This window comes from Enterobacter chinensis (assembly GCF_034008295.1).
Classification (GTDB): Bacteria; Pseudomonadota; Gammaproteobacteria; order Enterobacterales; family Enterobacteriaceae; genus Enterobacter; species Enterobacter chinensis.
The window spans coordinates 142,379-167,489 of the sequence record NZ_JARDVI010000007.1; the positions used below are offsets into that span (position 1 = coordinate 142,379).

At 55.8% G+C, this 25,111-nt stretch carries 25 protein-coding genes and 1 tRNA gene; 10 read left to right on the top strand and 16 right to left on the bottom strand.

Translation table 11 applies throughout. From position 1 onward, the window contains the following. Window positions 1-12 precede the first annotated feature (12 nt). Entirely contained in the window at window positions 13-354 is a 342-nt protein-coding gene (locus PYW49_RS19750) for a SymE family type I addiction module toxin (RefSeq protein ID WP_320387302.1), read from the bottom strand. Between the two features lie 136 nt (window positions 355-490). Here PYW49_RS19750 and PYW49_RS19755 point away from each other — a divergent pair, with 136 nt between their 5' ends. Beyond that, window positions 491-688 carry a toxin-antitoxin system HicB family antitoxin gene (locus PYW49_RS19755; protein ID WP_320387303.1) on the top strand — a complete coding sequence of 66 codons (198 nt, stop codon included), beginning with the start codon at window positions 491-493 and terminating at the stop codon, window positions 686-688. A gap of 3 nt (window positions 689-691) precedes the next feature. Here the strand turns inward: PYW49_RS19755 and PYW49_RS19760 are convergent, their stop codons facing one another. Next, the gene (locus PYW49_RS19760) at window positions 692-1,255 is read right to left on the bottom strand and encodes a DUF6680 family protein (protein WP_320387304.1); all 564 of its coding nucleotides are present in this window, start codon (window positions 1,253-1,255) and stop codon (window positions 692-694) included. A 75-nt stretch (window positions 1,256-1,330) separates the two neighbouring features. Continuing rightward, window positions 1,331-1,425, bottom strand: a tRNA-Sec gene (locus PYW49_RS19765). A gap of 327 nt (window positions 1,426-1,752) precedes the next feature. Between PYW49_RS19765 and yicI the strand changes: the two genes are divergently transcribed. Beyond that, window positions 1,753-4,071, top strand: coding sequence for an alpha-xylosidase (gene yicI, locus PYW49_RS19770; protein WP_320387305.1), 2,319 nt, complete (start codon window positions 1,753-1,755; stop codon window positions 4,069-4,071). Window positions 4,072-4,156: 85 nt separating this feature from the next. On the opposite strand, the gene PYW49_RS19775 is transcribed toward yicI, so the two are convergent. Together PYW49_RS19775 and xanP are read right to left on the bottom strand one after the other, a co-directional pair. Next, the gene (locus PYW49_RS19775; protein WP_320387306.1) at window positions 4,157-5,845 is read right to left on the bottom strand and encodes an AsmA family protein; all 1,689 of its coding nucleotides are present in this window, start codon (window positions 5,843-5,845) and stop codon (window positions 4,157-4,159) included. 119 nt (window positions 5,846-5,964) lie between these two features. Beyond that, entirely contained in the window at window positions 5,965-7,356 is a 1,392-nt protein-coding gene (gene xanP / locus PYW49_RS19780; RefSeq protein ID WP_014881972.1) for a xanthine/proton symporter XanP, read from the bottom strand. A gap of 225 nt (window positions 7,357-7,581) precedes the next feature. Between xanP and gltS the strand changes: the two genes are divergently transcribed. After that, window positions 7,582-8,784, top strand: coding sequence for a sodium/glutamate symporter (gene gltS / locus PYW49_RS19785; RefSeq protein ID WP_134348332.1), 1,203 nt, complete (start codon window positions 7,582-7,584; stop codon window positions 8,782-8,784). 2 nt (window positions 8,785-8,786) lie between these two features. Here the strand turns inward: gltS and recG are convergent, their stop codons facing one another. The 5 genes from recG to gmk are packed head-to-tail and all read right to left on the bottom strand — an operon-like array spanning window position 8,787 to window position 14,653. Further along, window positions 8,787-10,868: an ATP-dependent DNA helicase RecG gene (gene recG, locus PYW49_RS19790; protein WP_320387307.1), complete on the bottom strand. Its 2,082-nt coding sequence runs from the start codon at window positions 10,866-10,868 to the stop codon at window positions 8,787-8,789. A gap of 3 nt (window positions 10,869-10,871) precedes the next feature. Continuing rightward, the gene (gene trmH / locus PYW49_RS19795; RefSeq protein WP_320387308.1) at window positions 10,872-11,561 is read right to left on the bottom strand and encodes a tRNA (guanosine(18)-2'-O)-methyltransferase TrmH; all 690 of its coding nucleotides are present in this window, start codon (window positions 11,559-11,561) and stop codon (window positions 10,872-10,874) included. Between the two features lie 4 nt (window positions 11,562-11,565). Then, complete coding sequence (gene spoT, locus PYW49_RS19800; protein WP_134348335.1) at window positions 11,566-13,680, bottom strand: bifunctional GTP diphosphokinase/guanosine-3',5'-bis pyrophosphate 3'-pyrophosphohydrolase; 2,115 nt, start codon at window positions 13,678-13,680, stop codon at window positions 11,566-11,568. A 19-nt stretch (window positions 13,681-13,699) separates the two neighbouring features. Beyond that, window positions 13,700-13,975: a DNA-directed RNA polymerase subunit omega gene (gene rpoZ / locus PYW49_RS19805; protein WP_000135058.1), complete on the bottom strand. Its 276-nt coding sequence runs from the start codon at window positions 13,973-13,975 to the stop codon at window positions 13,700-13,702. Window positions 13,976-14,029: 54 nt separating this feature from the next. After that, complete coding sequence (gene gmk, locus PYW49_RS19810) at window positions 14,030-14,653, bottom strand: guanylate kinase (RefSeq protein WP_010426438.1); 624 nt, start codon at window positions 14,651-14,653, stop codon at window positions 14,030-14,032. A 251-nt stretch (window positions 14,654-14,904) separates the two neighbouring features. On the opposite strand from gmk, the gene ligB reads away from it, so the two are divergent. Continuing rightward, window positions 14,905-16,575 carry an NAD-dependent DNA ligase LigB gene (gene ligB / locus PYW49_RS19815; RefSeq protein WP_320387309.1) on the top strand — a complete coding sequence of 557 codons (1,671 nt, stop codon included), beginning with the start codon at window positions 14,905-14,907 and terminating at the stop codon, window positions 16,573-16,575. A gap of 2 nt (window positions 16,576-16,577) precedes the next feature. Here the strand turns inward: ligB and PYW49_RS19820 are convergent, their stop codons facing one another. Then, a complete protein-coding gene (locus PYW49_RS19820) occupies window positions 16,578-17,195 on the bottom strand; it encodes a trimeric intracellular cation channel family protein (protein ID WP_047347516.1) in 618 nt (205 codons plus the stop codon). Window positions 17,196-17,398: 203 nt separating this feature from the next. After that, the gene (locus PYW49_RS19825; protein WP_134348337.1) at window positions 17,399-18,262 is read right to left on the bottom strand and encodes a YicC/YloC family endoribonuclease; all 864 of its coding nucleotides are present in this window, start codon (window positions 18,260-18,262) and stop codon (window positions 17,399-17,401) included. Window positions 18,263-18,387: 125 nt separating this feature from the next. Between PYW49_RS19825 and rph the strand changes: the two genes are divergently transcribed. After that, window positions 18,388-19,104: a ribonuclease PH gene (rph, locus tag PYW49_RS19830; protein ID WP_059310368.1), complete on the top strand. Its 717-nt coding sequence runs from the start codon at window positions 18,388-18,390 to the stop codon at window positions 19,102-19,104. A 67-nt stretch (window positions 19,105-19,171) separates the two neighbouring features. Continuing rightward, window positions 19,172-19,813, top strand: coding sequence for an orotate phosphoribosyltransferase (pyrE, locus tag PYW49_RS19835; RefSeq protein WP_010426430.1), 642 nt, complete (start codon window positions 19,172-19,174; stop codon window positions 19,811-19,813). 82 nt (window positions 19,814-19,895) lie between these two features. Here pyrE and slmA read toward each other — a convergent pair whose 3' ends face one another. From slmA to coaBC, 3 genes are all read right to left on the bottom strand, one after another. Further along, window positions 19,896-20,492, bottom strand: a complete 597-nt coding sequence (slmA, locus tag PYW49_RS19840) for a nucleoid occlusion factor SlmA (RefSeq protein ID WP_008502690.1) — start codon at window positions 20,490-20,492, stop codon at window positions 19,896-19,898. Between the two features lie 120 nt (window positions 20,493-20,612). Then, complete coding sequence (gene dut / locus PYW49_RS19845) at window positions 20,613-21,071, bottom strand: dUTP diphosphatase (RefSeq protein ID WP_008502691.1); 459 nt, start codon at window positions 21,069-21,071, stop codon at window positions 20,613-20,615. Further along, window positions 21,049-22,260: a bifunctional phosphopantothenoylcysteine decarboxylase/phosphopantothenate--cysteine ligase CoaBC gene (gene coaBC, locus PYW49_RS19850; RefSeq protein WP_320387385.1), complete on the bottom strand. Its 1,212-nt coding sequence runs from the start codon at window positions 22,258-22,260 to the stop codon at window positions 21,049-21,051. Before coaBC ends, dut begins: the two co-directional genes overlap by 23 nt. 170 nt (window positions 22,261-22,430) lie before the next feature. Here coaBC and radC point away from each other — a divergent pair, with 170 nt between their 5' ends. The 4 genes from radC to mutM all read left to right on the top strand — a co-directional run bounded on the left by radC (window position 22,431) and on the right by mutM (window position 24,626). Next, window positions 22,431-23,099: a RadC family protein gene (gene radC / locus PYW49_RS19855; RefSeq protein WP_134348338.1), complete on the top strand. Its 669-nt coding sequence runs from the start codon at window positions 22,431-22,433 to the stop codon at window positions 23,097-23,099. A 218-nt stretch (window positions 23,100-23,317) separates the two neighbouring features. Further along, window positions 23,318-23,554, top strand: coding sequence for a 50S ribosomal protein L28 (gene rpmB / locus PYW49_RS19860; protein WP_002436699.1), 237 nt, complete (start codon window positions 23,318-23,320; stop codon window positions 23,552-23,554). Window positions 23,555-23,576: 22 nt separating this feature from the next. Then, window positions 23,577-23,744: a 50S ribosomal protein L33 gene (gene rpmG, locus PYW49_RS19865; protein ID WP_003024094.1), complete on the top strand. Its 168-nt coding sequence runs from the start codon at window positions 23,577-23,579 to the stop codon at window positions 23,742-23,744. A 72-nt stretch (window positions 23,745-23,816) separates the two neighbouring features. Further along, complete coding sequence (mutM, locus tag PYW49_RS19870) at window positions 23,817-24,626, top strand: bifunctional DNA-formamidopyrimidine glycosylase/DNA-(apurinic or apyrimidinic site) lyase (protein ID WP_134348339.1); 810 nt, start codon at window positions 23,817-23,819, stop codon at window positions 24,624-24,626. Between the two features lie 2 nt (window positions 24,627-24,628). On the opposite strand, the gene coaD is transcribed toward mutM, so the two are convergent. Next, entirely contained in the window at window positions 24,629-25,108 is a 480-nt protein-coding gene (gene coaD, locus PYW49_RS19875; RefSeq protein ID WP_023334018.1) for a pantetheine-phosphate adenylyltransferase, read from the bottom strand. Window positions 25,109-25,111 lie beyond the last annotated feature (3 nt).

Sequence of the window (25,111 nt, forward strand, 5' to 3'; positions counted from 1 at the left end):
CAGAAACAGCCGCTAAGCCAGGTGGTTTGTATTTGATTTTGCGAGGCGCTTTCCAGCATGCGGAATTTGGATCGCTGCAAGCGCGTTCTCTATCTCAACGAGCTTTGCTTTCGTCCGTTTATAATCATCCTGCAACCTCTGCTCCTGCTCGTTATACGCCACCAAAACGATGCATCCTTTCATGACTTTTATTGTGATCTGCTGTCCGGTATCAAAGCCCGCCGCGCGCAGCCACTTGCCGGAAAGGATGATTTTCGGCGTGGATTTGTCGAAAACATTCGGGCGGTATCCCACAATTAACGAACGCTCGGTTCCGGATTGGTCGGTGTCTGGGGTAGAATGCGAATCAGCCATAATCAACTCCTTGATAGTTGGTGAGGTTAGCTCTCGTCCGGTATTGCGAGTACCTGGCGAGGGCGTTTCATTCTCAGATACACGTGTGTTAAGGTACGTACCTGAATGATGATATCTTGCTCTTGTAGGTACGTACATGTCAACAGCCAAACGTGACCCTAATCAGTCAAAATCCGGAAAAGCACCGACTTTTCAGATTCGCATTACGCCGGAATTGAAGGCGCAGTTTGAGGAAGCTGCGAAGGCTGAAGGGATGAGTTTGGGGAATTGGCTTAAAACTCTAGGACGTCAAGAACTAATTCGTTTAGGACATAAGCCATTTTCAGGAGGATGATATTTATTTTTTATTCTTATCTTGTTTGCTAGTTAATTCAACCTTAATTGGATTATCTCCTGAAAGGAGAGAAGCTAAACCTTTTCTTATTTTAATTTGATCAAGATTCATATCACCATGCGCAGTGGGAGAATATATGGCGTTTTCCAAATGGACCTTGTCAAAGTCATATCCAATATCATTTGCCATCTCATAAAGCAAGCTCAAAAAAAGTTGATTGCTTTTTTGATTCCATAATTCAACCCCAGATTGCGTTAGGGGTACAGTTGAGCAAAGGTGAGCGAAATATTCCTTCCAAGCTAATGTGACTTTTTTTTCTGAATCGGAACGCTTTACTTTCCCGCGTTTTATATCTCCATAAAAGGCTAAGTCAATCATATTTAATGCTTGAACATGTTCAGGGAGTAAACGAGATGAAATAGCCCGAGTAGCCATAAGCTGAGAGAATATTTTAACTTTTATTGTTTGTTTTTCTGATTTCTTCTCTAAGTATTTTTGTACTCTAACAGCTATTAATGGGCTAAAAAGGGTAGCAAAGACAGTAGCGATAGCTAGAGCTAAATTCATTTTTTATTCTCTTACGCTAAAAAATTAATTTAAGAGAATAATAGACGATGTTTATTAGCGTGAGAAGGTTTATTTTGGCGGAAGATCACAGGAGTCGAACCTGCCCGGGAACGCTGGCGTCCCCAACTGGATTTGAAGTCCAGCCACCTCACCGGAGATGACGATCTTCCGCGCCTGCATTGCTACATGGAGGCGGGGCGCATTATAGCTACTTTCAGGCATTTACCACATACCCCGACACACTTTTTTCACCTCTCTTTTGACCTGAATGGCCCCCTTTCAGTTAATTCTTAAGAAAATCCTCATGTTAGCCCTGCGTGCTGCCAACATTTATCCCGATCACAAAAAACAAGAAACGTAATTTGCTAACCAGAAAACGCAATACTCGCCCCTGGAACAATGGTTTAAAACCTCTGTAACCGGTCTCAGTGCCCTCATCGCCACACGGCAGGCGCCTGACGACCAGCAAAGGATTACAGAACCAGGAGGACGAAAGTATGAAAATCAGTGATGGAAACTGGCTTATTCAACCGGGGCTGAACGTGACGTATCCGGTGCAGGTGTTCGACGTGGAGCAGCAGGGCAACGACCTGGTGGTCTACGTGGCGCCGCGCGACGTTCGGGAACGCGCGTGGCAGCTCGATACGTTGATGTTCACCGTCCGGCTTTTCGCACCGCAGGAAGGGATTGTCGGGGTGCGCATCGAGCACTTCCAGGGCGCGCAGGATAAAGGCCCGCACTATCCGCTCAACGTGCTGAAGGATGTGAAGGTCGAGACGGTAAACAACGCGGAGTTTGCCGAGCTGAAAAGCGGCAACGTCAGCGTGCGCGTCACCAAAGGCGAGTTCTGGGCGCTGGATTTCCTGTGCGACGGGCAGCGCATCACCGGCAGCCAGCTGAAAAACAACGGCTACGTGCAGGACGACACTACCGACCGCAATTACCTGTTTGAACGCCTGGATCTGGGCGTGGGGGAAACGGTCTACGGTCTGGGTGAGCGCTTTACCGCCCTGGTGCGCAACGGTCAGCGGGTCGATACCTGGAACTGCGACGGCGGCACCAGCACCGACCAGTCCTACAAAAATATCCCGTTTTATCTGACCAACCGCGGCTACGGCGTGCTGGTCAATCATCCGGAAAACGTCTCCTTCGAAATTGGCTCGGAGAAAGTCTCCAAAGTGCAGTTCAGCGTCGAAGGGGAATTCCTGGAGTACTTCGTGATCGACGGCCCGACGCCGAAAGAGGTGCTGAACCGCTATACCCGCTTCACCGGGCGTCCGGCACTGCCGCCGGCGTGGTCGTTCGGCCTGTGGCTGACCACCTCGTTCACCACCAACTACGACGAAGCGACGGTAAACAGCTTTATCGACGGCATGGCCGAGCGCGACCTGCCGCTGCACGTCTTCCACTTCGACTGCTTCTGGATGAAGGCCTTCCAGTGGTGTGATTTTGAGTGGGACCCGGTGACCTTCCCGGACCCGGAAGGGATGATCCGCCGTCTGAAAGAAAAAGGGCTGAAGGTCTGCGTGTGGATCAACCCCTACATCGGCCAGAAGTCACCGGTATTCCAGGAGCTGAAAGAGAAGGGCTACCTGCTCAATCGCCCGGACGGCAGCGTGTGGCAATGGGACAAATGGCAGCCGGGGCTGGCGATTTATGACTTCACTAACCCGGATGCGTGCCGGTGGTATGCCGACAAGCTGAAAGGCCTGGTGGATATCGGCGTCGACTGCTTCAAGACCGACTTCGGCGAGCGTATTCCGACGGACGTGCAGTGGTTTGACGGGGCCGATCCGCAGAAAATGCACAACCACTACGCCTTCATCTATAACGAGCTGGTGTGGAACGTGCTGAAAGAGACGGTGGGCGAGGAAGAGGCGGTGCTGTTTGCCCGCTCCGCGTCCGTCGGAGCGCAGCAGTTCCCGGTTCACTGGGGCGGCGACTGCTATGCCAACTATGAATCGATGGCCGAAAGCCTGCGCGGCGGGCTGTCGATTGGTCTGTCCGGCTTCGGGTTCTGGAGCCACGATATCGGCGGGTTCGAAAACACCGCCCCGGCGCACGTCTACAAGCGCTGGTGCGCGTTTGGTCTCTTCTCCAGCCACAGCCGCCTGCACGGCAGCAAATCCTACCGGGTGCCATGGGCGTACGATGACGAATCCTGCGACGTGGTACGCCACTTCACCGAGGTGAAATGCCAGCTGATGCCGTACCTGTATCGTCAGGCGGCGCTGGCCCGCGAGTTCGGCACGCCGATGCTGCGGGCGATGATGCTGGAGTTCCCGGACGATCCGGCGTGCGATTACCTCGACCGCCAGTACATGCTGGGGGATTCGGTGATGGTCGCGCCCGTCTTCTCCGAGGTGGGTGACGTGCAGTTCTACCTGCCGGAAGGACGCTGGACGCACCTGTGGCACAACGATGAAATCCAGGGCAGCCGCTGGCATAAGCAGCAGCATGATTTCATGAGCCTGCCGGTTTACGTGCGCGACAACACGCTGCTGGCGCTGGGCAACAATAAACAAAAACCGGACTACGCGTGGAACGAGGGGACGGCTTTCCAGCTGTTTAACCTGGATGATGGCACCACGGCGGTGAGCGAGGTGCCTGCGGCGGACGGTTCTGTAGTATTTACGCTGAAGGCATCTCGTCAGGGCGATACCGTGACCTTTACCGGCGCGGGCGACGCGCGGAACTGGTCGGTCTGCTTGCGCAACGTGCAGAAGGTGAGCGGCGTGAAAGGCGGTTCACACGCAGGCAGCGAGTGGGGCGTGGTGGTGAAAGCAGAGGGGAATGAGGTAGTGGTTCACTTCTGAGCCGCAAAAATGCCCGGTGGCGCTTCGCTTACCGGGCCTACATGGGATCGTAGGCCGGGTAAGGCGTAGCCGCCACCCGGCTTGTTTATTGCACTGGCGTTGAAACTACACCACCCGTCATCGTCTGCTGCACCTGCTGTTTATCCATATTCACCGCGTTCAGCTTGCCGTTCACCGTTGGCTTCAAGGGCGCACTGGCCTGCACGCTGCCGCTGGCGGTGAGCTGAATATTGCCGTCGCCCGCAATCGGCAGCGCAGGCCAGCCCCACTGCTGCAGCACGCTGAGCGGCACGCCGCGCCCGTTCAGGCTCACGGTAGCCTGTCGTTGCGGAAGCTGTGAAACCGTTGCGGTCGCTTCAAGTATTCCTTTCTCGGTAAACGCGCTCAGGTCGGTAATATTCACCGTGGCGGCGTTGGCATTCAGCGCCAGCGACGGACGACGCACGTCCACGCGGTTAAAGGTTGCCGCCGCGCCGTTCAGGGTTGCGCTGCCGCCCCAGACGCCCCACTGGCGATCTTTCACCAGCTGCAGGTTTGCGCCATAGCCATCCAGGGACGTGATCTGCCACGGGAAGGCAGGATCGATGTCGATCACCAGGTTACGGCTCAGGCCGAATTTTTGCAGCGTGACGCTGTTCAGCCATTCCGGCAGAGGCTCCATCCACAGCGTTTTCCAGTTTTCGGGCAGGGTGTACTCCAGCCCGGCGATGGCGACATCGTCCAGCACCAGCGCTTTGCCGTCGCGCAGCCAGTTACCGGAGGTACGCACCATGCCGCCTTCCCAGCGGGAGGTGAACTGGCGCAGCGCCATGCCTTGCGGAGAGAATTCCGCATTCAGGATAGGGTCGAACAGATGCAGTGAACCGTAGATGAACTCGCTGGCGTTCATGGACAGGCGGCCTTCCTGGCTCTGCCAGTCACCTTTGCTCAGCGTCAGATTGCGCAGGCTCAAATCAAGGTCGGTTACCGCCCAGTCCGGGCCCTGCAGCCGGGCGTCGGTAACATCCAGACGACCAATCTGCAGAGAAGGGATGGTCGTCAGCGGCGCGAAGAACGCCATCAGCGTTTTATCGCTCTGCAGGCGGATTTCGTTCAGACGCAGGGTATCGATAATCCAGCTCCCGTCGGCGTTGCGCAGGGCAGAGCCGGTGAGCGAGCCGCGGGCCATATCGGCACCAATGGTGTTCAGCACCACTTCCTGGCCGTTAAGCTGGCCCTCGATCAGCACGTTGGTGGCCGGTACGCCGTTCAGGGTCAGCGAGCCAGCGCTCATCTGAATCTGCGCATTTTTACCCAGCACGTTCCCTGCTTCCGGTTGCCACGGGCTGACGCCGCCCGTCACCTTTTGCGCGCTCAGATCCCACTCGGTATTGGGGCTGTTGAACGCCATATTGCTCAGCTGCAGGCGATCCGCCTGTAAGGGCAGCGGCGCGGTTTGCGGGGAGAGATTCAGCGTGCCGTCGAACAGCGTAATGGTGTCCATATGCAGCGGATCGGTTATCTGACGGCTGCTCAGGCCAATATCAACTTTTTTGGCAACCAGCGTGGCGGGTTTACCGTCCCGACCGAAGGTGACGTTTTCCAGAATGATGTGGGAAGGCGACGAAAAGTGGTGGTTCATTTTGTCGAAACTGAGTTCGTAGTCGGTATTCACCGTCACCCAGCTGCTGACCTGAGCCGCGCCCCAGCGGGTCTGGAGCAGAATATAGAGCGCCAGTATCACGATGAGCAGGGCGACAAGAAGATAGACGAGTAGCTTTCCAATAAATTTCATGGTCTTCCATCCCGCAAAACACACATAGAGGAGTTATGCACGATTTATGCGCAATCCTCAAGGCGGGAATGGTGTAATGAGATGTCACGGCAGGCATTGACTGCCTGCCGTGAGAGAAATCAATTTTTCTCAGGCGGGAAAACGAGGTTCAGAACGATAGCGGTGATACCGCCCGCGGCAATGCCGGAAGAGAGCAGGTTTTTCACCCAGTCAGGGGCAAACTGCAGGATTAACGGCTGCTGAGAAACACCCAGACCGACGGCCAGCGACAGCGCGATAATCATAATTGCGCGGCGGTTCAGTGGCTCGCGGGAGACGATACGCACGCCAGAGGCCGCGATCGTCCCGAACATGACCAGCGTTGCGCCGCCCAGCACCGGCTCTGGAATGTGCTGCACGAAGCCGCTCACTGCCGGGAACAGGCCGAGAACGATCAGCATCAGCGCCACCACGAAGCCAACGTAGCGGCTGGCCACGCCGGTCAGCTGGATCACGCCGTTGTTCTGGCCGAAGCAGGAGTTCGGGAAGGTATTAAATACCGCAGAGACAAACGAGTTCAGGCCGTTCGCCAGCACGCCGCCTTTCAGACGCTTCATGTACAGCGGGCCTGAAACCGGCTGCTCGGAGACGTCGGAGGTGGCGGTGATATCGCCGATAGTCTCCAGAGACGTGATCATAAAGACCAGCATCAGCGGCAGGAGCAGACCCCAGTCAATGCCCAGGCCGTAGTAGAGCGGCGTTGGGACGGTGATCAGCGCGCTGTTGGTCGGCGCGGTGTTCTCCGGCAGCATGCCCAGCGCCCACGCCAGCAGATAGCCTGCCGCCATGGCGATCACCAGCGAGGCGACGCGCAGGTAAGGGTTACGCTGACGGTTAAGCAGAATAATGATTGCCAGCACGACACCCGCCAGCAGCAGGTTTTTCGGTGCGCCAAAGGTGTGGTCGCTCATTGCGGCATAACCCCCGCCGATGGAGGTGAGACCTACCTGAATCAGCGACAGGCCGATAATCATGACGACCACGCCGGAAACCAGCGGGGTGATGACGCGACGCGCCAGATGCAGAACGCGGGAGATCACCATCTCCGTGCAGCTTGCCAGCATCAGGGTACCAAACAGCGCCGCCATCATGGTCGGGACATCCGCACCGCCGGTTTTCAGGGCTGTACCGCCCATGATCAGCGGCGCCACGAAGTTAAAGCTGGTGCCCTGAATCGACAGTAATCCCGACCCCACCGGACCCCACGCTTTAATTTGAATAATCGAGGCCACGCCGGAGGCGAAAAGAGACATGCTGATGATGTGCTGCGTGTCCTGCGCCGGTAAGCCGAGCGCCTGGCAAATCAACAGCGCCGGGGTGATCACCGCAACAAACATCGCCAGAAGATGCTGGCAGGCGGCGAAAAGCGTCTGCGGCAGCGGCGGGCGGTCTTCAAGGCGGTAAATCAGTTCGCTATTTTGCTTCTGCGCAATCGGTTGCGCATCAGGCGACTCTATGGTGTTAACGGACATCGGCGGCAATCCCACGGTGGAAAAGCGGGCATTTTATCTGACCATCTGGTAAAAGCAAACGATTGCCAGCAAAAAAAGACAAGAAAATCTGCCGCTGTGAGCAGGTTTTCTACAACCCATCGGGAAAAAAAATTACACTTTTTGCGCCGGGAGCTCATGAAGAGCGCAAACCGGCCCAGGATAACGCCGCGTGTGTATGGAACACGCGCAAAACAGGAGCCTTTTATGATTCATCTCGATACGTTGTCGACCCTTGTTGCCGCAACGCTGGTCTTACTGCTTGGCCGTAAGCTGGTACATAGCGTTTCCTTTCTGAAGAAATACACCATTCCCGAACCTGTCGCCGGCGGCCTGCTGGTAGCGCTGGCCCTGCTGGTGCTGAAGAAAAGCATGGGCTGGGAAATTGATTTTGATATGTCCCTGAAAGACCCGCTGATGCTGGCCTTCTTTGCCACCATCGGCCTGAATGCCAACCTGGCGAGCCTGCGGGCGGGCGGCAAAGTGCTCGGCGTATTTTTGATTGTGGTGGTTGGGCTGCTGCTGATGCAAAACGCTATCGGCATCGGGATGGCGACACTGCTGGGGCTGGATCCGCTGATGGGGCTGCTGGCAGGGTCAATTACGCTGTCAGGTGGTCACGGTACCGGGGCGGCGTGGAGTAAATTGTTTGTCGAGCGCTACGGGTTTGAAAACGCGACGGAAGTGGCGATGGCCTGTGCGACCTTTGGTCTGGTGCTGGGGGGACTGATTGGCGGCCCGGTGGCGCGTTATCTGGTGAAGCACTCCACCACGCCGGACGGCAGACCGGACGATGAGCTGGTCCCGACCGCATTTGAAAAGCCGGACGTCGGGCGCAGCATTACCTCGCTGGTGCTGATTGAAACCATCGCGATGATCGCCATCTGCCTGACCGTGGGCAAACTGGTTGCGCAATGGCTGGCGGGCTCAGCGTTTGAACTGCCGACGTTTGTCTGCGTGCTGTTTATCGGGGTGATCCTGAGCAACGGCCTGGCGCTGATGGGCTTCTACCGCGTGTTTGAACGGGCGGTCTCGGTGCTCGGCAACGTCTGTCTGTCGCTGTTCCTGGCGATGGCGCTGATGAGCCTCAAACTGTGGGAGCTGGCCTCGCTGGCGCTGCCGATGGTGGCCATTCTGGCGGTTCAGGCTCTGTTTATGGCGCTCTATGCCATGTTCGTCACCTGGCGCATGATGGGTAAAAACTACGATGCGGCGGTGCTGGCGGCGGGGCACTGCGGGTTTGGTCTGGGGGCAACCCCTACGGCTATCGCCAACATGCAGGCGATCACCGAACGATTCGGGCCATCGCACATGGCGTTTCTGGTGGTTCCGATGGTCGGGGCGTTCTTTATTGATATCGTCAACGCGCTGGTGATTAAGCTGTACCTGATGCTGCCGATGTTTGCCTGAAATCAGGCGTTGGAGTAGCGTTCGGTTTCCGGCATCCAGCGCTCAATTAACGCTGCCGCCTGTTCGGGGTAGCGTTCGTGAATATGGCGGGCAAGGCGCTGAACCTCGGGGATCATGGCCTGATCGCGCAATAAATCCGCGACTTTGAATTCCGCGTTCCCCGTCTGACGCGTGCCCAGCAGTTCTCCCGGGCCGCGGATCTCCAGGTCTTTTTGCGCAATCACAAAACCGTCGTTGCTGTCGCGCAGCACCTGCAACCGCATCTGGGCGGTTTTCGAGAGCGGAGCTTTGTAGAGCAGGACGCAGTGGGACGCCACCGCGCCGCGGCCAACGCGCCCGCGCAGTTGGTGGAGCTGGGCAAGGCCCAGACGCTCCGGGTTTTCGATGATCATCAGGCTGGAGTTTGGCACGTCCACGCCGACCTCGATCACCGTGGTGGCAATCAGCAGATGTAAATCACCCTGTTTAAACGACTGCATCACCGCCTGTTTTTCGGCAGGCTTCATGCGTCCGTGAACCAGACCCACGTTCAGCTCTGGCAGAGCCAGCTTGAGCTCTTCCCACGTGGCTTCTGCAGCCTGCGCTTCCAGCAGCTCAGACTCTTCAATCAGCGTACACACCCAGTAGGCCTGACGTCCTTCATGCGTGCAGGCGTTGCGCACGCGGTCGATGATATCGCTGCGGCGCGTGTCCGGAATGGCGACCGTCGTCACCGGCGTACGACCCGGCGGCAGTTCGTCGATGGTGGAGGTGTCCAGATCGGCGTAGGCCGTCATCGCCAGGGTGCGCGGAATGGGCGTGGCGGTCATGATCAGCTGATGCGGGTGGAAACCCTGCTGCAATCCTTTTTCCCACAGCGCCAGACGCTGGTGCACGCCAAAGCGGTGCTGCTCATCGATAATCACCAGCGCAAGGCCGTTAAACTGCACCTGCTCCTGGAAGATGGCGTGCGTGCCGACAATCATTTGTACCTGCCCGCTGGCAATGGCGTCCTGTTGCGCAAGGCGCGCTTTGCCTTTTTGCTTCCCGGCAAGCCAGCCCACTTCAATGCCCAGCGGCGCGAACCAGGCGCGGAAATTGTTGGCGTGCTGTTCGGCAAGCAGTTCGGTCGGCGCCATCAGCGCCACCTGTTTGCCGTGGGCAATCGCGCGCAGGGCGGCCAGGGCGGCAACCAGCGTTTTACCGGATCCCACGTCGCCCTGCACCAGCCGCATCATCGGCACGTCGAGCGCCATATCGCGTTCAATCTCGGCGGTGACGCGCGCCTGTGCGCCGGTGGGTTTGAACGGCAGCGAGGCCAGCAGCTTATCTTTGAGCTCATCGCGCAGGCTTAAGGGCTGGGCATGGAAACGCTGTGCGCCTGCACGAAGCGCCAGCATGCTCAGGTTATGTGCCAGCAATTCCTCAAGGATAAGACGCTGTTGGGCGGGGTGTTTGCCGCTTTCTAAATCGCTGAGCTGCAGCGTTGGCGGCGGGCGGTGCAGGGTACGCAGCGCCTCGGGCAGGCTCATCATCCCCTGCGCCAGCTCTGGCGGCAGCAGCTCGGTAATGGCGCAGGTATCCAGCAGCTCCAGCGCCTGATCGGTGAGCTTACGCAGCGTCGCCTGCTTGATGCCTTCGGTTGTCGGGTAGACCGGAGTGAGGGTCTCCTGCATCTCCGGCGTGCTGAGATCGCCCTGCACGCGGTACTCCGGGTGGATCATCTCTGCGCCGTATTTCCCACGTTTGGCTTCGCCATAGGCCAGCACCCTGCGGCCCGTCGCCAGGCTGTTTTTCATCGCCGCGCTGAAGTTGAAAAAACGCATGGTGAGAATGCCGGTGCCGTCGCTGATCTGACAGGTCATCATCCGGCGTCCGCCGAAAGTGATGTTGCAGTTCAGGACTTCGCCTTCAACGGTGGCATAAATGGCGGGCAGCAGATCGCCAATTTTGTAGAGCTGAGTGCGGTCTTCATAGCGCAGGGGGAGGTGGAGCAGGAGATCCTGCACCGTGTGCAGGCCGATTTTAGCCAGCTTACTGCTTTGCGCCGCGCCCACGCCCGTCAGGCTATTGAGCGGGATGGCATCCAGCAGGCGGCCTTTCATCGGTTACCCAGCGTACTGCATGGTGGCCCACCACTCGGCATCGGCTTCGATCTCGCCCTGCGCGTTGACGTGGGGGTAAGGCAATTTTTTCTGCTTCGCAACGCGAGCCAGTACCGGATAACCACCTTCAAACAGCAGGCGCTGCTGTTCATCTTCCGGCAGCATGCTGTTGCTGCGCTCGTACATCCCGGCGTTTTGACGCTGGCGCTGCGCTTCATACAGAATGAGCGCGGAGGCCACGGAGACGTTGAGGGACTGAACCATGCCGGTCATCGGAATGATGATGTCCCGATCCGCCAGATCCAGCGCTTCCTGGGTGATCCCGGTTTTCTCCTGACCCATCAGAATGCAGGTCGGGCGGGTGTAGTCGATCTCGCGGAAATCCACGGCTTTAGCGGACAGGTTGGTGGCAAGGATCTGCATACCGCGTCCTTTCAGGTGCGAGACGGCTTCACCAATGGTGTGATGATTTTTGACAGACACCCAACTGTTGCTGCCTGCCGCCGCCGAGACCGTATTTCGCATACGGCCGTCCGGCCAGATGGCGTGCACTTCATGCACGCCGACGGCATCTGCGGTACGGACGATAGCAGACACGTTATGAGGTTTATGGACCTGCTCCATGCAGACCGTCAGGTCAGGCTGACGCCTGGCGAGCATGTCGCAGATCCGTGCATAACGTTGTGAATTCATGCCACTAGTTTCGGTTACGGGTGACTTTAATCACGTCCGGCATGACGCGAATCTTGCGCATAATATTCGCCAGATGCACGCGGTCGCGGGCGGTCAGACGAATAAAGGCGCTATAAACGCGGCCATCTTTTTCTTCCGTGTTCAGGCTTTGAATATTGGAAGACGCCGTGTTGATCGCTGCCGTCAGGTTCGCAAGGGCACCCTGGTGGTTGAACATATCCACCTTAATTTCGGTGATAAACTCCTGCGCGGTCTCTTTATCCCACTCGACCGCCATAAACTTCTCCGCTTCTTTTTGATAGCCGCGGATGTTACGACAGGATTCATGGTGGATAACCAGCCCTTTACCCGGGCTGACGTGCGCAATAATCGGGTCGCCAGGGATTGGACGGCAACATTTTGCGAACGTGATAAGCACCCCGTCCGCGCCTTTAATCGGCAGGTGTCCGTGGCTTTGTGTGGTGGCAGGCACGGCCGTCGTGTCGCCTTGCTGCAGGTTCTTCGCTACCACCACGCTCATGGCGTTGCCGAGGCCAATCTCTGCCAGCAGATCGTCAAGCGACGCGAGCTTCATGCGCTCCAGCTCATGCTGGATATTTTCCTGCGGGATTTCAGCCAGCTTGCGGCTACCACCCAACGCGTGGTTGAGAAGACGACGCCCAAGGCTGACGGAATCATCACGCTTGAGGTTTTTCAGCAGCTGGCGGATTTTGGCGCGCGCTTTGGAGCTCACGACAAAGTTCAGCCAGGCCGCGTTCGGACGTGCGCCCGGCGCGGTAATGATTTCCACCGTCTGGCCGCTGGAAAGCGGCTGAGACAGCGGGTAAGGCTGTCTGTCGACGCGCGCGCCCACGCAGGCATGCCCGATATCGGTATGCACGGCGTAAGCGAAGTCGACCGGCGTTGCGCCCGCAGGCAGTTCGACAATGCGCCCTTCTGGGGTGAAAACGTAAATCTCATCCGGGAATAGATCGGATTTGACGCTCTCGATAAATTCAAACGAGCTACCCGCACTCTGCTGCAGTTCCAGCAGGCTCTGCATCCAGCGCTGGGCGCGGATTTGTGCGGTCGTGCTGCTTTCGCCACCGTGCTCTTTATAGGCCCAGTGTGCGGCAACACCCATCTCCGCCATCTGGTCCATGTCTTCGGTGCGAATTTGCACTTCAACAGGCACGCCGTGTGGCCCGATCATCGAGGTATGCAAAGATTGATAGCCGTTCGCTTTTGGAATGGCGATGTAATCTTTCATGCGACCCGGACGCGGTTTATACAGGCTGTGCATCTGCCCCAGCACGCGATAACACGTGTCGGAGTCGTGGACAATTACGCGGAAGGCGTAGATATCCATGATCGAGTGAAAACGCTGCTCTTTGAGCACCATTTTGCAGTAGATGGAGTAAAGATGTTTTTCGCGACCGCTGACGCGGCATGGAATGCCTGCTTCCTGTAAGCGCCCTTCAATTTCCGAGAGGATCTTTTGAATCATCTCTTTACGGTTACCGCGTGCGGCTTTAACCACCTCTTTAATCACGCGATAGCGGTTCGGGTACAACGCTTCAAAACCCAGCTCTTCCAGCTCGGTTTTAATGTGATGAATACCTAAACGGTGCGCCAGCGGACTGTAGATTTCGAGGGTTTCACGGGCAATGCGGCGACGTTTGTCCGGGCGAAGTGAGCCCAGCGTGCGCATATTGTGGGTACGGTCAGCGAGTTTGATGAGAATGACGCGGATATCCTGCACCATCGCCATAATCATCTTGCGGAAGTTTTCGGCTTGCGCCTCTTTCTTGTCGCGGAAATTCAGCTTATCAAGCTTAGAGACCCCTTCCACCAGTTCGGCAACGCTTTTGCCAAACAGCTGTTCCATGTCCTGGTAAGTGGCAGGGGTATCTTCAATCACGTCGTGCAGCAGAGCGGCCATCAGCGTTTCGTGGTCGAGTTTCATCTCGGCCAGAATACAGGCCACCGCTACCGGGTGCGTGATATAGGGTTCACCGCTTGAACGTGTCTGGCCCTCGTGAGCGTCACGTGCAACGAGATACGCCTGCTGAAGACGCTTAATCTGGTCTTCAGGCAGGTAGGTTTGAATCAGTTGATTCAGGCTTTCAAACAGATACAAGGGCGACCCGCAGGTTTAATTAACGACGACCTTCAGCAATAGCGGTTACGGCCTGCAGTTCTGCGGCTTCCTGCTCTTGCTGCTCCTGGCGCTCACGCACGTCGAGGATCTGGTTGTTGATCAGACCTTCTTCGATTTCGCGAAGTGCAATAACGGTGGTTTTATCGTTTTCTTCCGGTACCAGCGGATCTTTCCCGCCTACCTGCATCTGACGAGCGCGACGCGCGGCGACCAGCACCAGGTCAAAACGGTTACCAATTTTCTCTACAGCGTCCTGAACAGTTACGCGTGCCATACTTAAAATGCTCCACAGGTGAAGAAATGACTGGGCATGATACTGAATGTGGGTTCAGTCTGCCAACAGTTTGGTGATTAATGCGTCATGTCGCTGCTTCTGGCGGCTCATACGCAGACGTTCTGCGCGAAGAATGGTTTTGAGATCGCTCAGCGCGGCATCAAAATCATCATTCACAATAAGGTAATCATATTCCGCGTAATGGCTCATTTCTGCAACAGCCTGTTCCATACGCTTTGCGATCACTTCTTCGCTGTCCTGACCGCGGCCACGCAGGCGGCGATCCAGCTCATCTTTCGATGGCGGTAAAATAAAGATACTGCGCGAGTCGGGCATTTTCTTGCGAATTTGCTGTGCGCCCTGCCAGTCGATGTCCAGGAACACATTCACGCCCGTGGCCAGAACCTGCTCAATGGTTTCACGCGAGGTGCCGTAGTAATTACCGAAAACTTCAGCGTGTTCAAGAAACGCGTCTCTGCCGATCATTGCTCTGAATTCGTCGTGATCCACAAAGAAATAGTGTTCACCGTGCACTTCACCCGGACGCGGCGCTCGCGTGGTGTGAGAAACAGAAACCTGTGTGTCGTACAACGGTTGGGTTTTTAACAGTGCCTGAATAAGGCTGGATTTACCCGCGCCACTAGGGGCAGAAACAATATAAAGCGTGCCTTGAGCCATGAGAGTCTTTTGTATGTGTTAGCGAAGAAGTCCTACATACGGGCTTATTATACACGTCACCGCCGTGTGACGTAGCCTTTGTCACACTTTTTCCCCTGGATTATTGAATTTTGCGTACCGTTTTCAGGTTTTATCTGTGGTTTACAGCAACAAAAAGAAATACCGGATAGCGCCTCGCACAGTGAAACGTTGTGGTTAGCGTTGTTTTAGACATCGCGGTATACCTCCTGCAACGCAAAGGAGGAGTAGCGATGTGGCGATGGATAAGCGGGTTAATGTTGTTGTGGTGCGGCTATGGCGCGGCGGTGTGTCCGGTGTGGTCGCAGGCAAAAGCAGAGAAAGAAATCGCGTCGTTAAGCGCGCAAATCAAACGCTGGGATGATGCTTACTGGAAGCAGGGCGTGAGCGAGGTCAATGATGAGGTTTATGACCAACTTAACGGGCGGTTAAAACAGTGGCAGCGTTGTTTTGATACTGTTCTTTCTGAGAACACCCTTCCAGCACTGGCGGGAAACGTAAAACATCCAGTCGCCCATACGGGAGTCCACAAAGCTGCCAGCAAAGAAGCACTTAATAATTGGATGCGCGGTCGGAGCAATCTCTGGATGCAGCCAAAAGTCGACGGCGTAGCAGTCACACTGGTGTATCGCGACGGAAAGTTAACCCAGGCCACTAGCCGTGGTAATGGGCTAAAAGGCGAAGACTGGACTTCGCAAGTGCGTTTAATTCCGTCTGTGCCCAAGGACGTATCTGGCGCGCTGGCAAACAGCGTTTTACAGGGGGAGCTTTTCTGGTTACGTGAGGGGCATGTTCAGCGGCAGATGGGCGGCATGAATGCTCGCGCAAAAGTAGCGGGTGCGATGATGCGACAAAAGGACAACGCGCTTCTGAACCAGACAGGGATATTTATCTGGGCCTGGCCGGATGGGCCGAAAGGCATGCAGAACAGGTTGTATGAGCTTTCCAGGGCAGGATTTTCTCTGACTGCACGTTATACCCTGCCGGTTGAGGCCGTGGATGCCGTCGAAAAACAGCGTTCGGCATGGCAAAACACAGCATTACCCTTTGCCACGGATGGCATTGTGGTTCGGTCAGCAGATGCACCCCCGGGTGAAAATTGGTTGCCTGGGGAAGGCAGTTGGGTCGTCGCATGGAAATATACTCCTGCAGCACAGGTCGCTGAGGTCAGTGATATTCATTTTTCCGTGGGGCGAACGGGCAAAATTTCCGTTGTCGCGGCGCTTGAACCTGTAAAGCTGGATGATAAACAGGTGCAGCGGGTGAGTCTGGGGTCGGTCGCGCGCTGGCAAAGGCTAGATATTGCCCCGGGAGATCAGATACAAGTCAGCCTGGCCGGGCAGGGGATCCCCCGGTTTGATAAGGTTGTCTGGCGAGGGACGGACCGACATAAACCCGAGCCTCCGGCCGCGCGTTATCATGCTCTAAGCTGTTTTTATGCTTCGCCTGAGTGTATGGAGCAGTTCTTTGCCAGGCTGACGTGGCTCAGCTCAAAGCAAGTGTTCGATATTGAAGGATTAGGCGAGTCAGGATGGCGTGCGCTCTGGCAGGCGCATCAGTTTGAACATCTCTTCTCATGGCTGTTATTAACTCAGGCGCAACTGCAGGCTACACCGGGATTTTCCTCAGCACGCGGGCTGGCGCTCTGGCATCGATTTAATCTGGTGCGTGAGCAACCGTTTATCCGCTGGCTTATGGCATTGGGTGTTCCGCTGACGCAGGCTTCATTGAAGGCGATGGGGGATATAACGTGGCAGAAGATGAGCGGGCGTAACGCAAAGGACTGGCAGACCTTGCCGGGAACGGGAGAGGAAAAGGCCAGGCAAATTGTTAACTGGATACATGCGCCAGAAGTTGATGTGCTGGTCAGATGGCTTGCTCAGCAGCACATCAACGGGTTCTGAAATTAGTGTGCGCTGTGCTTGTAATGAAAAACGGGTAGCCCGAGCTTCAGACGCAGCGCGAGCATGCGGGCCGTAAAGCCAAACAGCAATGTGGAGATGACCACCACATCCTGGTTAGAAACATAATGCTGCAGGGCGATATAGAGCACCGCTGCAGCGAAGGATATACCTGCATACAGCTCTTTCTGGAAAACCAGGGGAATGCGTTTGCAGAACATATCCCGCAGCACACCACCGAACACCCCTGTGACCACGGCAGCAATGGTGGCGATGACCGGCCCTTCACCCATATCGAGCGCAATTTGTGCGCCGATGATTGAAAAGACGATCAGCCCCAGCGCATCAAGCACCAGGAACAGGCGGCGTAGATGGGGCATAACGGGTGCCACAATGGTGGTTAATACGGCAGCTGTCGCCACGATAATCACATACTCAGGGTGTTTAACCCAGCCGAGTGGGTAATGGCCCAGCAGAATATCGCGCACGGAACCGCCGCCCAGCGCGGTTGCTGTGGCAATAATGATCACGCCGAAGGTGTCCATCCGGCGACGCCCGGCGGCCAGTGCGCCGGTCATGGCTTCTGCGGTGATACCAATGAGATAAAGAATGTGAAGCAGCATATACCCTCCGGTGTGAACGCGTGGAGGTTAGCGATTTGTGCGCAAGATCACGATTGAGATTTTCTAAGGTGACTCAGTTTGCCATATAAAATTTTATCAATTTATGTTGAACAGGCTTGATGAAAGAGGGGTTATTGAGAAAAAAAGCAATTAGATGGATTAGAAATAATAATGGGTGGTGCCGGCTGCACCACCCGTAAACGTTACTCGATATTCTGAATCTGCTCGCGCATTTGCTCAATCAGAACCTTGAGTTCAATCGCTGAATTGGTCACCTCAGCGTTGATCGACTTAGACGCCAGCGTGTTCGACTCGCGGTTGAACTCCTGCATCATAAAGTCGAGGCGGCGGCCTACCGCTTCTTTCTTCTTCAGAATGTTGTAGGTTTCTTTAACGTGCGCTTCCAGACGGTCCAGCTCTTCAGCGACGTCAACGCGCTGCGCCATCAGGACCAGCTCTTGTTCCAGACGGGTGTTTTCCAGCTGAACTTCCGCTTCTTCTAGTTTGGCGACCAGGCGCTCGCGCTGCCACTGCAGCACTTCTGGCATATGGGTGCGCACTTTCGCGACTTCAGCGGTTACGCCTTCAAGACGCTGCTCAATCATCCCTTTCAGTGCCTGGCCTTCGGTTTCGCGGGCAACGATAAAGTCGTCCAGGGTACCGTCGAGGGCTGCAAGGATTTCGGCGGCAATGGCATCCAGATCCTGCTCACCGGCGGCCATGACCCCAGGCCAGCGCAGAATATCAACCGGGTTGATTTCGCCTTCATCGCTCTGCATTTTGACCCAGTTCGCCGCATTCACGAGCTGTTTCGCCAGTTTTTCGTTGAGGATCAGCTCACCCTGCGAGCTGGCATCAGGCTCGAAACGCAGGTTACATTCCACTTTACCGCGCGTCAGACGCGTACGGATACGCTCGCGTACAACAGGCTCAAGGCTGCGGAACTGCTCCGGCATACGGAAATACGTTTCCAGGTAACGCTGGTTTACCGAGCGCATTTCCCATGTGGCGCTACCCCAGCTACCCTTGATTTCACGCCGGGCGTAGGCGGTCATACTGCGGATCATAGACATTCCCGTTTTTAAAGGAGAGATGGGGGGATTATAGCTTTCGGGGGCTTCTCAGGATAGGAATAAGCGTCCTTTATCCGTATAATGCGCAGCCACATTCGTTTCAAGCCGGAGAATCCATCATGCGTCCATCAGGTCGTAGCGCCAACCAGGTGCGTCCCGTCACCCTGACCCGTAACTATACAAAACACGCTGAAGGCTCCGTGCTGGTTGAGTTTGGTGATACCAAAGTACTGTGCACCGCGTCCATCGAAGAAGGCGTTCCGCGCTTCCTGAAAGGTCAGGGCCAGGGCTGGATCACCGCAGAGTACGGCATGCTGCCGCGTGCGACCCATACCCGTAACGCCCGCGAAGCGGCAAAAGGCAAGCAGGGCGGCCGTACCATGGAAATTCAACGTCTGATCGCGCGTGCGCTGCGCGCCGCCGTTGACCTGAAAATCCTCGGTGAATTTACCATCACGCTGGACTGCGACGTGATTCAGGCAGACGGCGGCACGCGTACAGCCTCCATTACCGGCGCATGCGTGGCGCTGGCGGATGCCCTGAATAAACTGGTTGCGGCCGGTAAGCTGAAAACCAATCCAATGAAAGGCATGGTTGCGGCGGTCTCCGTGGGCATTGTTAACGGTGAAGCGCTTTGCGATCTGGAATATGTTGAAGATTCCGCTGCCGAGACGGACATGAACGTGGTGATGACCGAAGATGGTCGCATCATTGAAGTGCAGGGCACGGCAGAAGGCGAGCCGTTCACCCATGAAGAACTTCTTGCCCTGCTGGCTCTGGCCCGGGGGGGAATTGAATCTATCGTCACGACGCAGAAAGCGGCGTTAGAAAATTGATTTTAAAGGCGACCAATGAGTCGCCTTTTTTTTGCCTGTAAGACAGAAAAACCAAAGGAGCAAATCCATGAAATCGTATCAGCGCCAGTTTATTGAGTTTGCGCTTAACAAGCAGGTACTTAAGTTTGGCGAGTTTACGCTGAAATCCGGGCGTAAGAGTCCCTATTTCTTCAACGCCGGGCTGTTTAATACCGGGCGCGATCTGGCACTGTTAGGCCGTTTCTATGCCGAAGCGCTGGTGGATTCCGGGATTGATTTTGACCTGCTGTTTGGCCCGGCCTACAAAGGCATTCCGATTGCGACCACCACCGCGGTTGCGCTGGCGGAACACCATGACCGCGATGTGCCGTACTGCTTTAACCGCAAAGAGGCTAAAACCCACGGTGAAGGCGGTAATCTGGTCGGCAGCGCGTTGCAGGGCCGCGTTATGCTGGTCGACGATGTGATCACTGCAGGCACGGCGATCCGCGAATCGATGGAGATTATTCAGGCCAACGGTGCGACGCTGGCTGGCGTGCTGATTTCTCTGGATCGTCAGGAGCGTGGTCGTGGTGAAATTTCTGCTATTCAGGAAGTGGAGCGTGATTACAGCTGCAAAGTGACGTCGATTATCACCCTGAAAGACCTGATTGCGTATCTGGAAGAGAAGCCTGAGATGGCGGACCATCTGGCAGCGGTACGTGCATACCGGGAAGAGTTCGGGGTTTAATTGCATTGCCCGGTGACGTCAGGTTTACCGGGCAATGCAACCTGTAGGCCGGATAAGGCGAGGCCGCCATCCGGCAATGATGTTACTGCAACTGCGCAGCCACTAACGGCCAGCGGGCGTCAAAATCGTCCGTTGGACGGTATTTGAATTCGCTGCGCACAAAACGTGAGAGCATGCCTTCGCAAAACGCCAGTATCTGGCTTGCCAGCAGCGTTTCATCAATACTGTATCCTTCGCCTTCACGCATTTTCTTCTCGCGCAGTACCTGACGCAGCTGTGCTTCAATACGTTCGAAAAGCTGGTTAATGCGGCCCTGCAGTCTGTCCTGCTCGAACATCAGCGCGTGACCGGTCAGGATACGGGTTAAACCCGGGTTGCGTTCACCAAAGCCCAGGATTAACAGCACAATCAGACGCAGACGCGCGGTGGTGTCTTTTTCGTCTTTCAAAATCAGGTTGATGCGCGTGATCAGGCTGTCTTCAATAAATTCGATCAGGCTGTCGAACATCCGGGTTTTGCTCGGAAAATGACGGTACAGCGCCGCCTCAGACACGCCCACAGAGGCGGCCAGTTTAGCGGTAGTGATGCGTTGACTGCCATCGCTGGATTCAAGCATCAGAGCCAGAGATTGAAGTATTTCTTCGCGACGATTCCTTTTCGCGGTTTGTTTTTCTGCCATGTTACAAAATACCCCTGAAAATAAGCACTTGCCAGGCTGTCATCCACACAGCGACCGCAAACTGAAGTTTGCGGTTTGTTATTGCATTATGGCGCTGTGGGAAACGTCTCTGTCGGGCGGTTATTTGCGCCCGGAATGGCCGAAGCCGCCTTCGCCACGGTCGGTGGCGTCAAAGTCTGCCACCAGGTTAAATTCTGCCTGTACCACCGGTACAAAGACCATCTGCGCGATACGTTCGCCGGGCTCAATGGTGAAACTGTCCTGACCACGGTTCCAGACGGAGACCATCAGCTGACCCTGGTAGTCAGAGTCAATCAGGCCAACCAGGTTACCCAGCACAACGCCATGCTTATGGCCCAGGCCAGAACGCGGCAGAATCACCGCCGCCAGAGACGGGTCAGCAATGTGAATGGCCAGGCCAGTCGGCACCAGGGTAGTGGCACCCGGCGCCAGTTCTACGGCGTCATCGAGACAGGCGCGCAGGTCAAGTCCGGCAGAGCCGGAGGTGGCATAGGTTGGCAGCGGGAATTGCTCGCCAACACGCGGGTCCAGAATCTTAACGTCGATTTTTTTCATCATAACGGGTAACGATCTCGTCGAGTAATTGTTGGCCCAGGAGTTCCTTGCGCTCAAGCGGTAAGACTTTATCTCCATCCTGCCAGAAAAGGTGCAGTGCGTTGCTGTCGCTGTTAAATCCTTGTGTGGCCAGCGATACGTCGTTCGCGCAAATCAAATCGAGGTTTTTGCGGGTACGTTTTTGCCGGGCATATTCTTCCACATTATTTGTTTCTGCGGCAAACCCAACAACGTAAGGACGATGGCTTTTTAGTGCGGCGACGCCGGCGACAATGTCCGGGTTTTTCACCATTTTTAGTGTTAATTCATCACCTTGCTTTTTTATTTTAGCCTCGGCGATGGTCTCAGCGCGATAGTCTGCGACGGCCGCACAGCCGATAAATATCTGCTGGTTTTGCGCGTGTGCCTGCACGGCGGCTTCCATCTCCAGCGCGGTGGTGACGTCAACTCGCTTTACAAACGCAGGTGTAGGCAGCGATACCGGGCCACTCACCAGCGTGACGTTTGCGCCGCGCTTTGCCGCAGCGGCGGCAATGGCAAAGCCCATCTTACCGGAGCTGTGGTTAGTGATATAGCGCACCGGATCCAGCGGCTCGCGCGTGGGGCCCGCGGTAATCATGATGTTGAGATGTTGCAGATCGTTGACAGGCGAAAAATGGGCGGCGGCCATATCAACAATCGTCAGCGGATCAAGCATGCGACCCGGGCCAACGTCACCACAGGCCTGGCTGCCGCTGTCCGGTCCCCAGATAAGCAGGCCGCGTGCAGCCAGCGTCTCCAGATTGTGCTGGGTGGCCGCGTTGCGGTACATCTGCTGGTTCATGGCAGGCACGACGGCAACAGGCGCAGGCGTGGCCAGGCAAATGGTGGAGACCAGGTCGTTTGCCATACCGGCTGCCACCCGCGCGATTAAATCCGCTGTGGCGGGGGCGAGGATAACCAGGTCAGCCCATTTTCCAAGCTCAATATGGCCCATTGCAGCTTCGGCGGCCGGATCGAGCAGGCTGTCAGATACCGGGTACCCTGAAACCGCCTGCAGGCTCAAGGGAGTGATAAAGGCTTTACCGCCTTCGGTGATCGCGACCCGCACATCTGCCCCGCGCTCGCGCAGACGACGCACCAGCTCCGGCGCTTTATAGGCAGCAATACCGCCGCTCACGCCAAGAACGATTTTTTTACCGGCCAGGCTCATCATGATTCTTTCCTGTTGGGTTTCACCAGAGAGCGGGCATTTTATCACAATCCCCAAAACGAGGTGATTTTGTCCTTCGGACACTTTGCGAGGCGCTACGCAAGTACGCAACGTGGTCGTCGAGCCACTGACTGGCCTGTGGCAGCATGCGGTAAAAAAGGAGAAAGAGCATGGATGAAGAGGATGAGCAGCTGCTACCGCGCGAAAAACTACTGCGCTATGGCGTCACCCTGTTAAAAGACGATGAGCTGCTGGCGCTCTTTTTACGTACCGGAACGTCCGGGAAGACCGTATTTACGCTGGCAAAAGAGCTGATAGCGCATTTCGGTTCACTGCATGGGTTGCTGACCGCCGATCTGGCGCAGTTTAAGCACGTCGAGGGGATCGGCGTGGCAAAATATGCTCAGTTGAGAGGCATTGCTGAACTGGCCCGCCGTTTTTACAAGGTCCGCATGGAGGAGGAAGATCCGATCCTGACGCCCGCGATGACGCGTGAATTCCTGCAAAGCCAGTTAACCGATGCCGAGCGTGAGATCTTTATGGTGATCTTTCTCGACAACAGAAACCGGGTGCTGAAACATAGCTGCCTCTTTGCGGGCACGTTAAGCCACGTCGAGGTGCATCCGCGTGAAATTGTGCGGGAAGCGATAAAAGTGAATGCAGCGGGCGTGATCCTCGCGCATAATCACCCCTCTGGCTGTGCAGAACCGAGCAGAGCTGACAAAGAAATCACCGAACGCATTATCAAATGCTGTCAATTCATGGACATTCGTGTGCTGGACCATCTGATAATTGGCCGCGGAGAGTACATTTCTTTTGCAGAACATGGCTGGATTTAGGCTATTTCTCGCGATCCATCGGGATCTTTGTCTGTTCGGGACTTGAGCACACCGCCGAGTCAGCGTATACTACGCCACCTTTGAGAATCTCGGGTTTGGCATTTGGGCCTGGCAATCGAGAGTTCACTTAGAACTATGCGATGACCGGGCTGTAAAGCCTGACGAGGCGCCGATACCCCATACGAAGCTCGAGCTAATTTGATTTTTGGAGAATAGACATGTCCCGAGTCTGCCAAGTTACTGGCAAGCGTCCGGTGACCGGTAACAACCGTTCCCACGCACTGAACGCGACTAAACGCCGTTTCCTGCCGAACCTGCACTCTCACCGTTTCTGGGTTGAGAGCGAGAAGCGTTTTGTCACCCTGCGCGTATCTGCTAAAGGTATGCGTGTAATCGATAAGAAAGGCATCGATACAGTTCTGTCTGAACTGCGTGCCCGTGGCGAAAAGTACTAAGTACTTAAAGAGGAAATAAATCATGGCTAAAGGTATTCGTGAGAAAATCAAGCTGGTTTCTTCTGCTGGTACAGGTCACTTCTACACCACCACGAAGAACAAACGTACTAAGCCGGAAAAACTGGAACTGAAAAAATTCGATCCAGTTGTACGCCAGCACGTACTGTACAAAGAAGCTAAAATCAAATAATTTTAGTCTCCTTGTATTGAAAAACCCCGCAACTGCGGGGTTTTTTGCATTCTGCATCTCAACGGAGGAACCATGCCTGAATTACCTGAGGTAGAGACCAGCCGCCGCGGCATTGAGCCCCATCTGGTCGGCGCGACTATTCTTCACGCGGTTGTCCGTAATGGGCGCTTGCGCTGGCCGGTATCCGATGAGATCCATGCCCTGAGCGATAAACCCGTCCTTAGCGTGCAGCGCCGCGCTAAATACCTGCTGCTGGAACTGCCCGACGGCTGGATTATTATCCATCTGGGGATGTCCGGTAGCCTTCGCATTTTGACCGAAGAACTGCCTGCGGAAAAGCACGACCACGTCGATCTGGTGATGAGCAACGGCAAAGTGCTCCGTTACACCGACCCACGGCGCTTTGGTGCGTGGCTGTGGACGAAGGAGCTGGAAGGACATAACGTACTGGCGCATCTGGGCCCGGAGCCGCTCTCAGACGCGTTTAACGCGGAATACCTGCAAGCGAAGTGTGCGAAGAAGAAGACTCCGATTAAGCCCTGGCTGATGGACAATAAGCTGGTGGTCGGCGTGGGAAATATCTACGCCAGCGAATCGCTGTTTGCGGCCGGGATCCATCCCGATCGGCTGGCCTCTTCGCTGTCGGCGAAGGAGTGTGAACTGCTGGTCCGGGTGATTAAAGCTGTATTACTGCGCTCGATTGAGCAGGGTGGGACAACGTTGAAGGACTTCCTGCAAAGCGACGGCAAGCCGGGCTATTTTGCCCAGGAGCTGCAGGTGTACGGGCGCAAAGGCGAACCGTGCAGAGTCTGCGGCACGCCAGTTATTGCCACGAAGCACGCCCAGCGCGCGACGTTCTACTGCCGCCAGTGCCAGAAATAGCGCTACTTTAGCTTTTCCATCAACGCCTGGTGGACGTTAGTCGGCAGGAAATGGGTAACGTCCCCGTGATGGCGCGCCACCTCTTTTACCAGCGTGGAAGAGATAAACGACCACTCTTTGGAGGGCATCAGGAATACGCTCTCCAGCTCCGGCATCAGGTGGCGGTTCATGTGCGCCAGCTGCATCTCATATTCGAAGTCTGCCACAGCGCGTAAACCACGGATCAGAATGTTTGCCTGCTGAGCGCGGGCGAAGTTAGCCATCAGGTCGCTAAACCCGACCACCTCAACATTCGGCAGGTGCGAAATGGCATCGGTGGCAAGCTGTACGCGCTCGTTGAGGTCAAACATCGGTTTTTTGCTGGGGCTGGCGGCAATGGCCAGGATCACCTTGTCGAACATGCACGCCGCACGGGTGATGATATCAAGATGACCGTTAGTGATCGGATCGAAGGTACCCGGATAAATCGCTTTTGTGCTCATGGC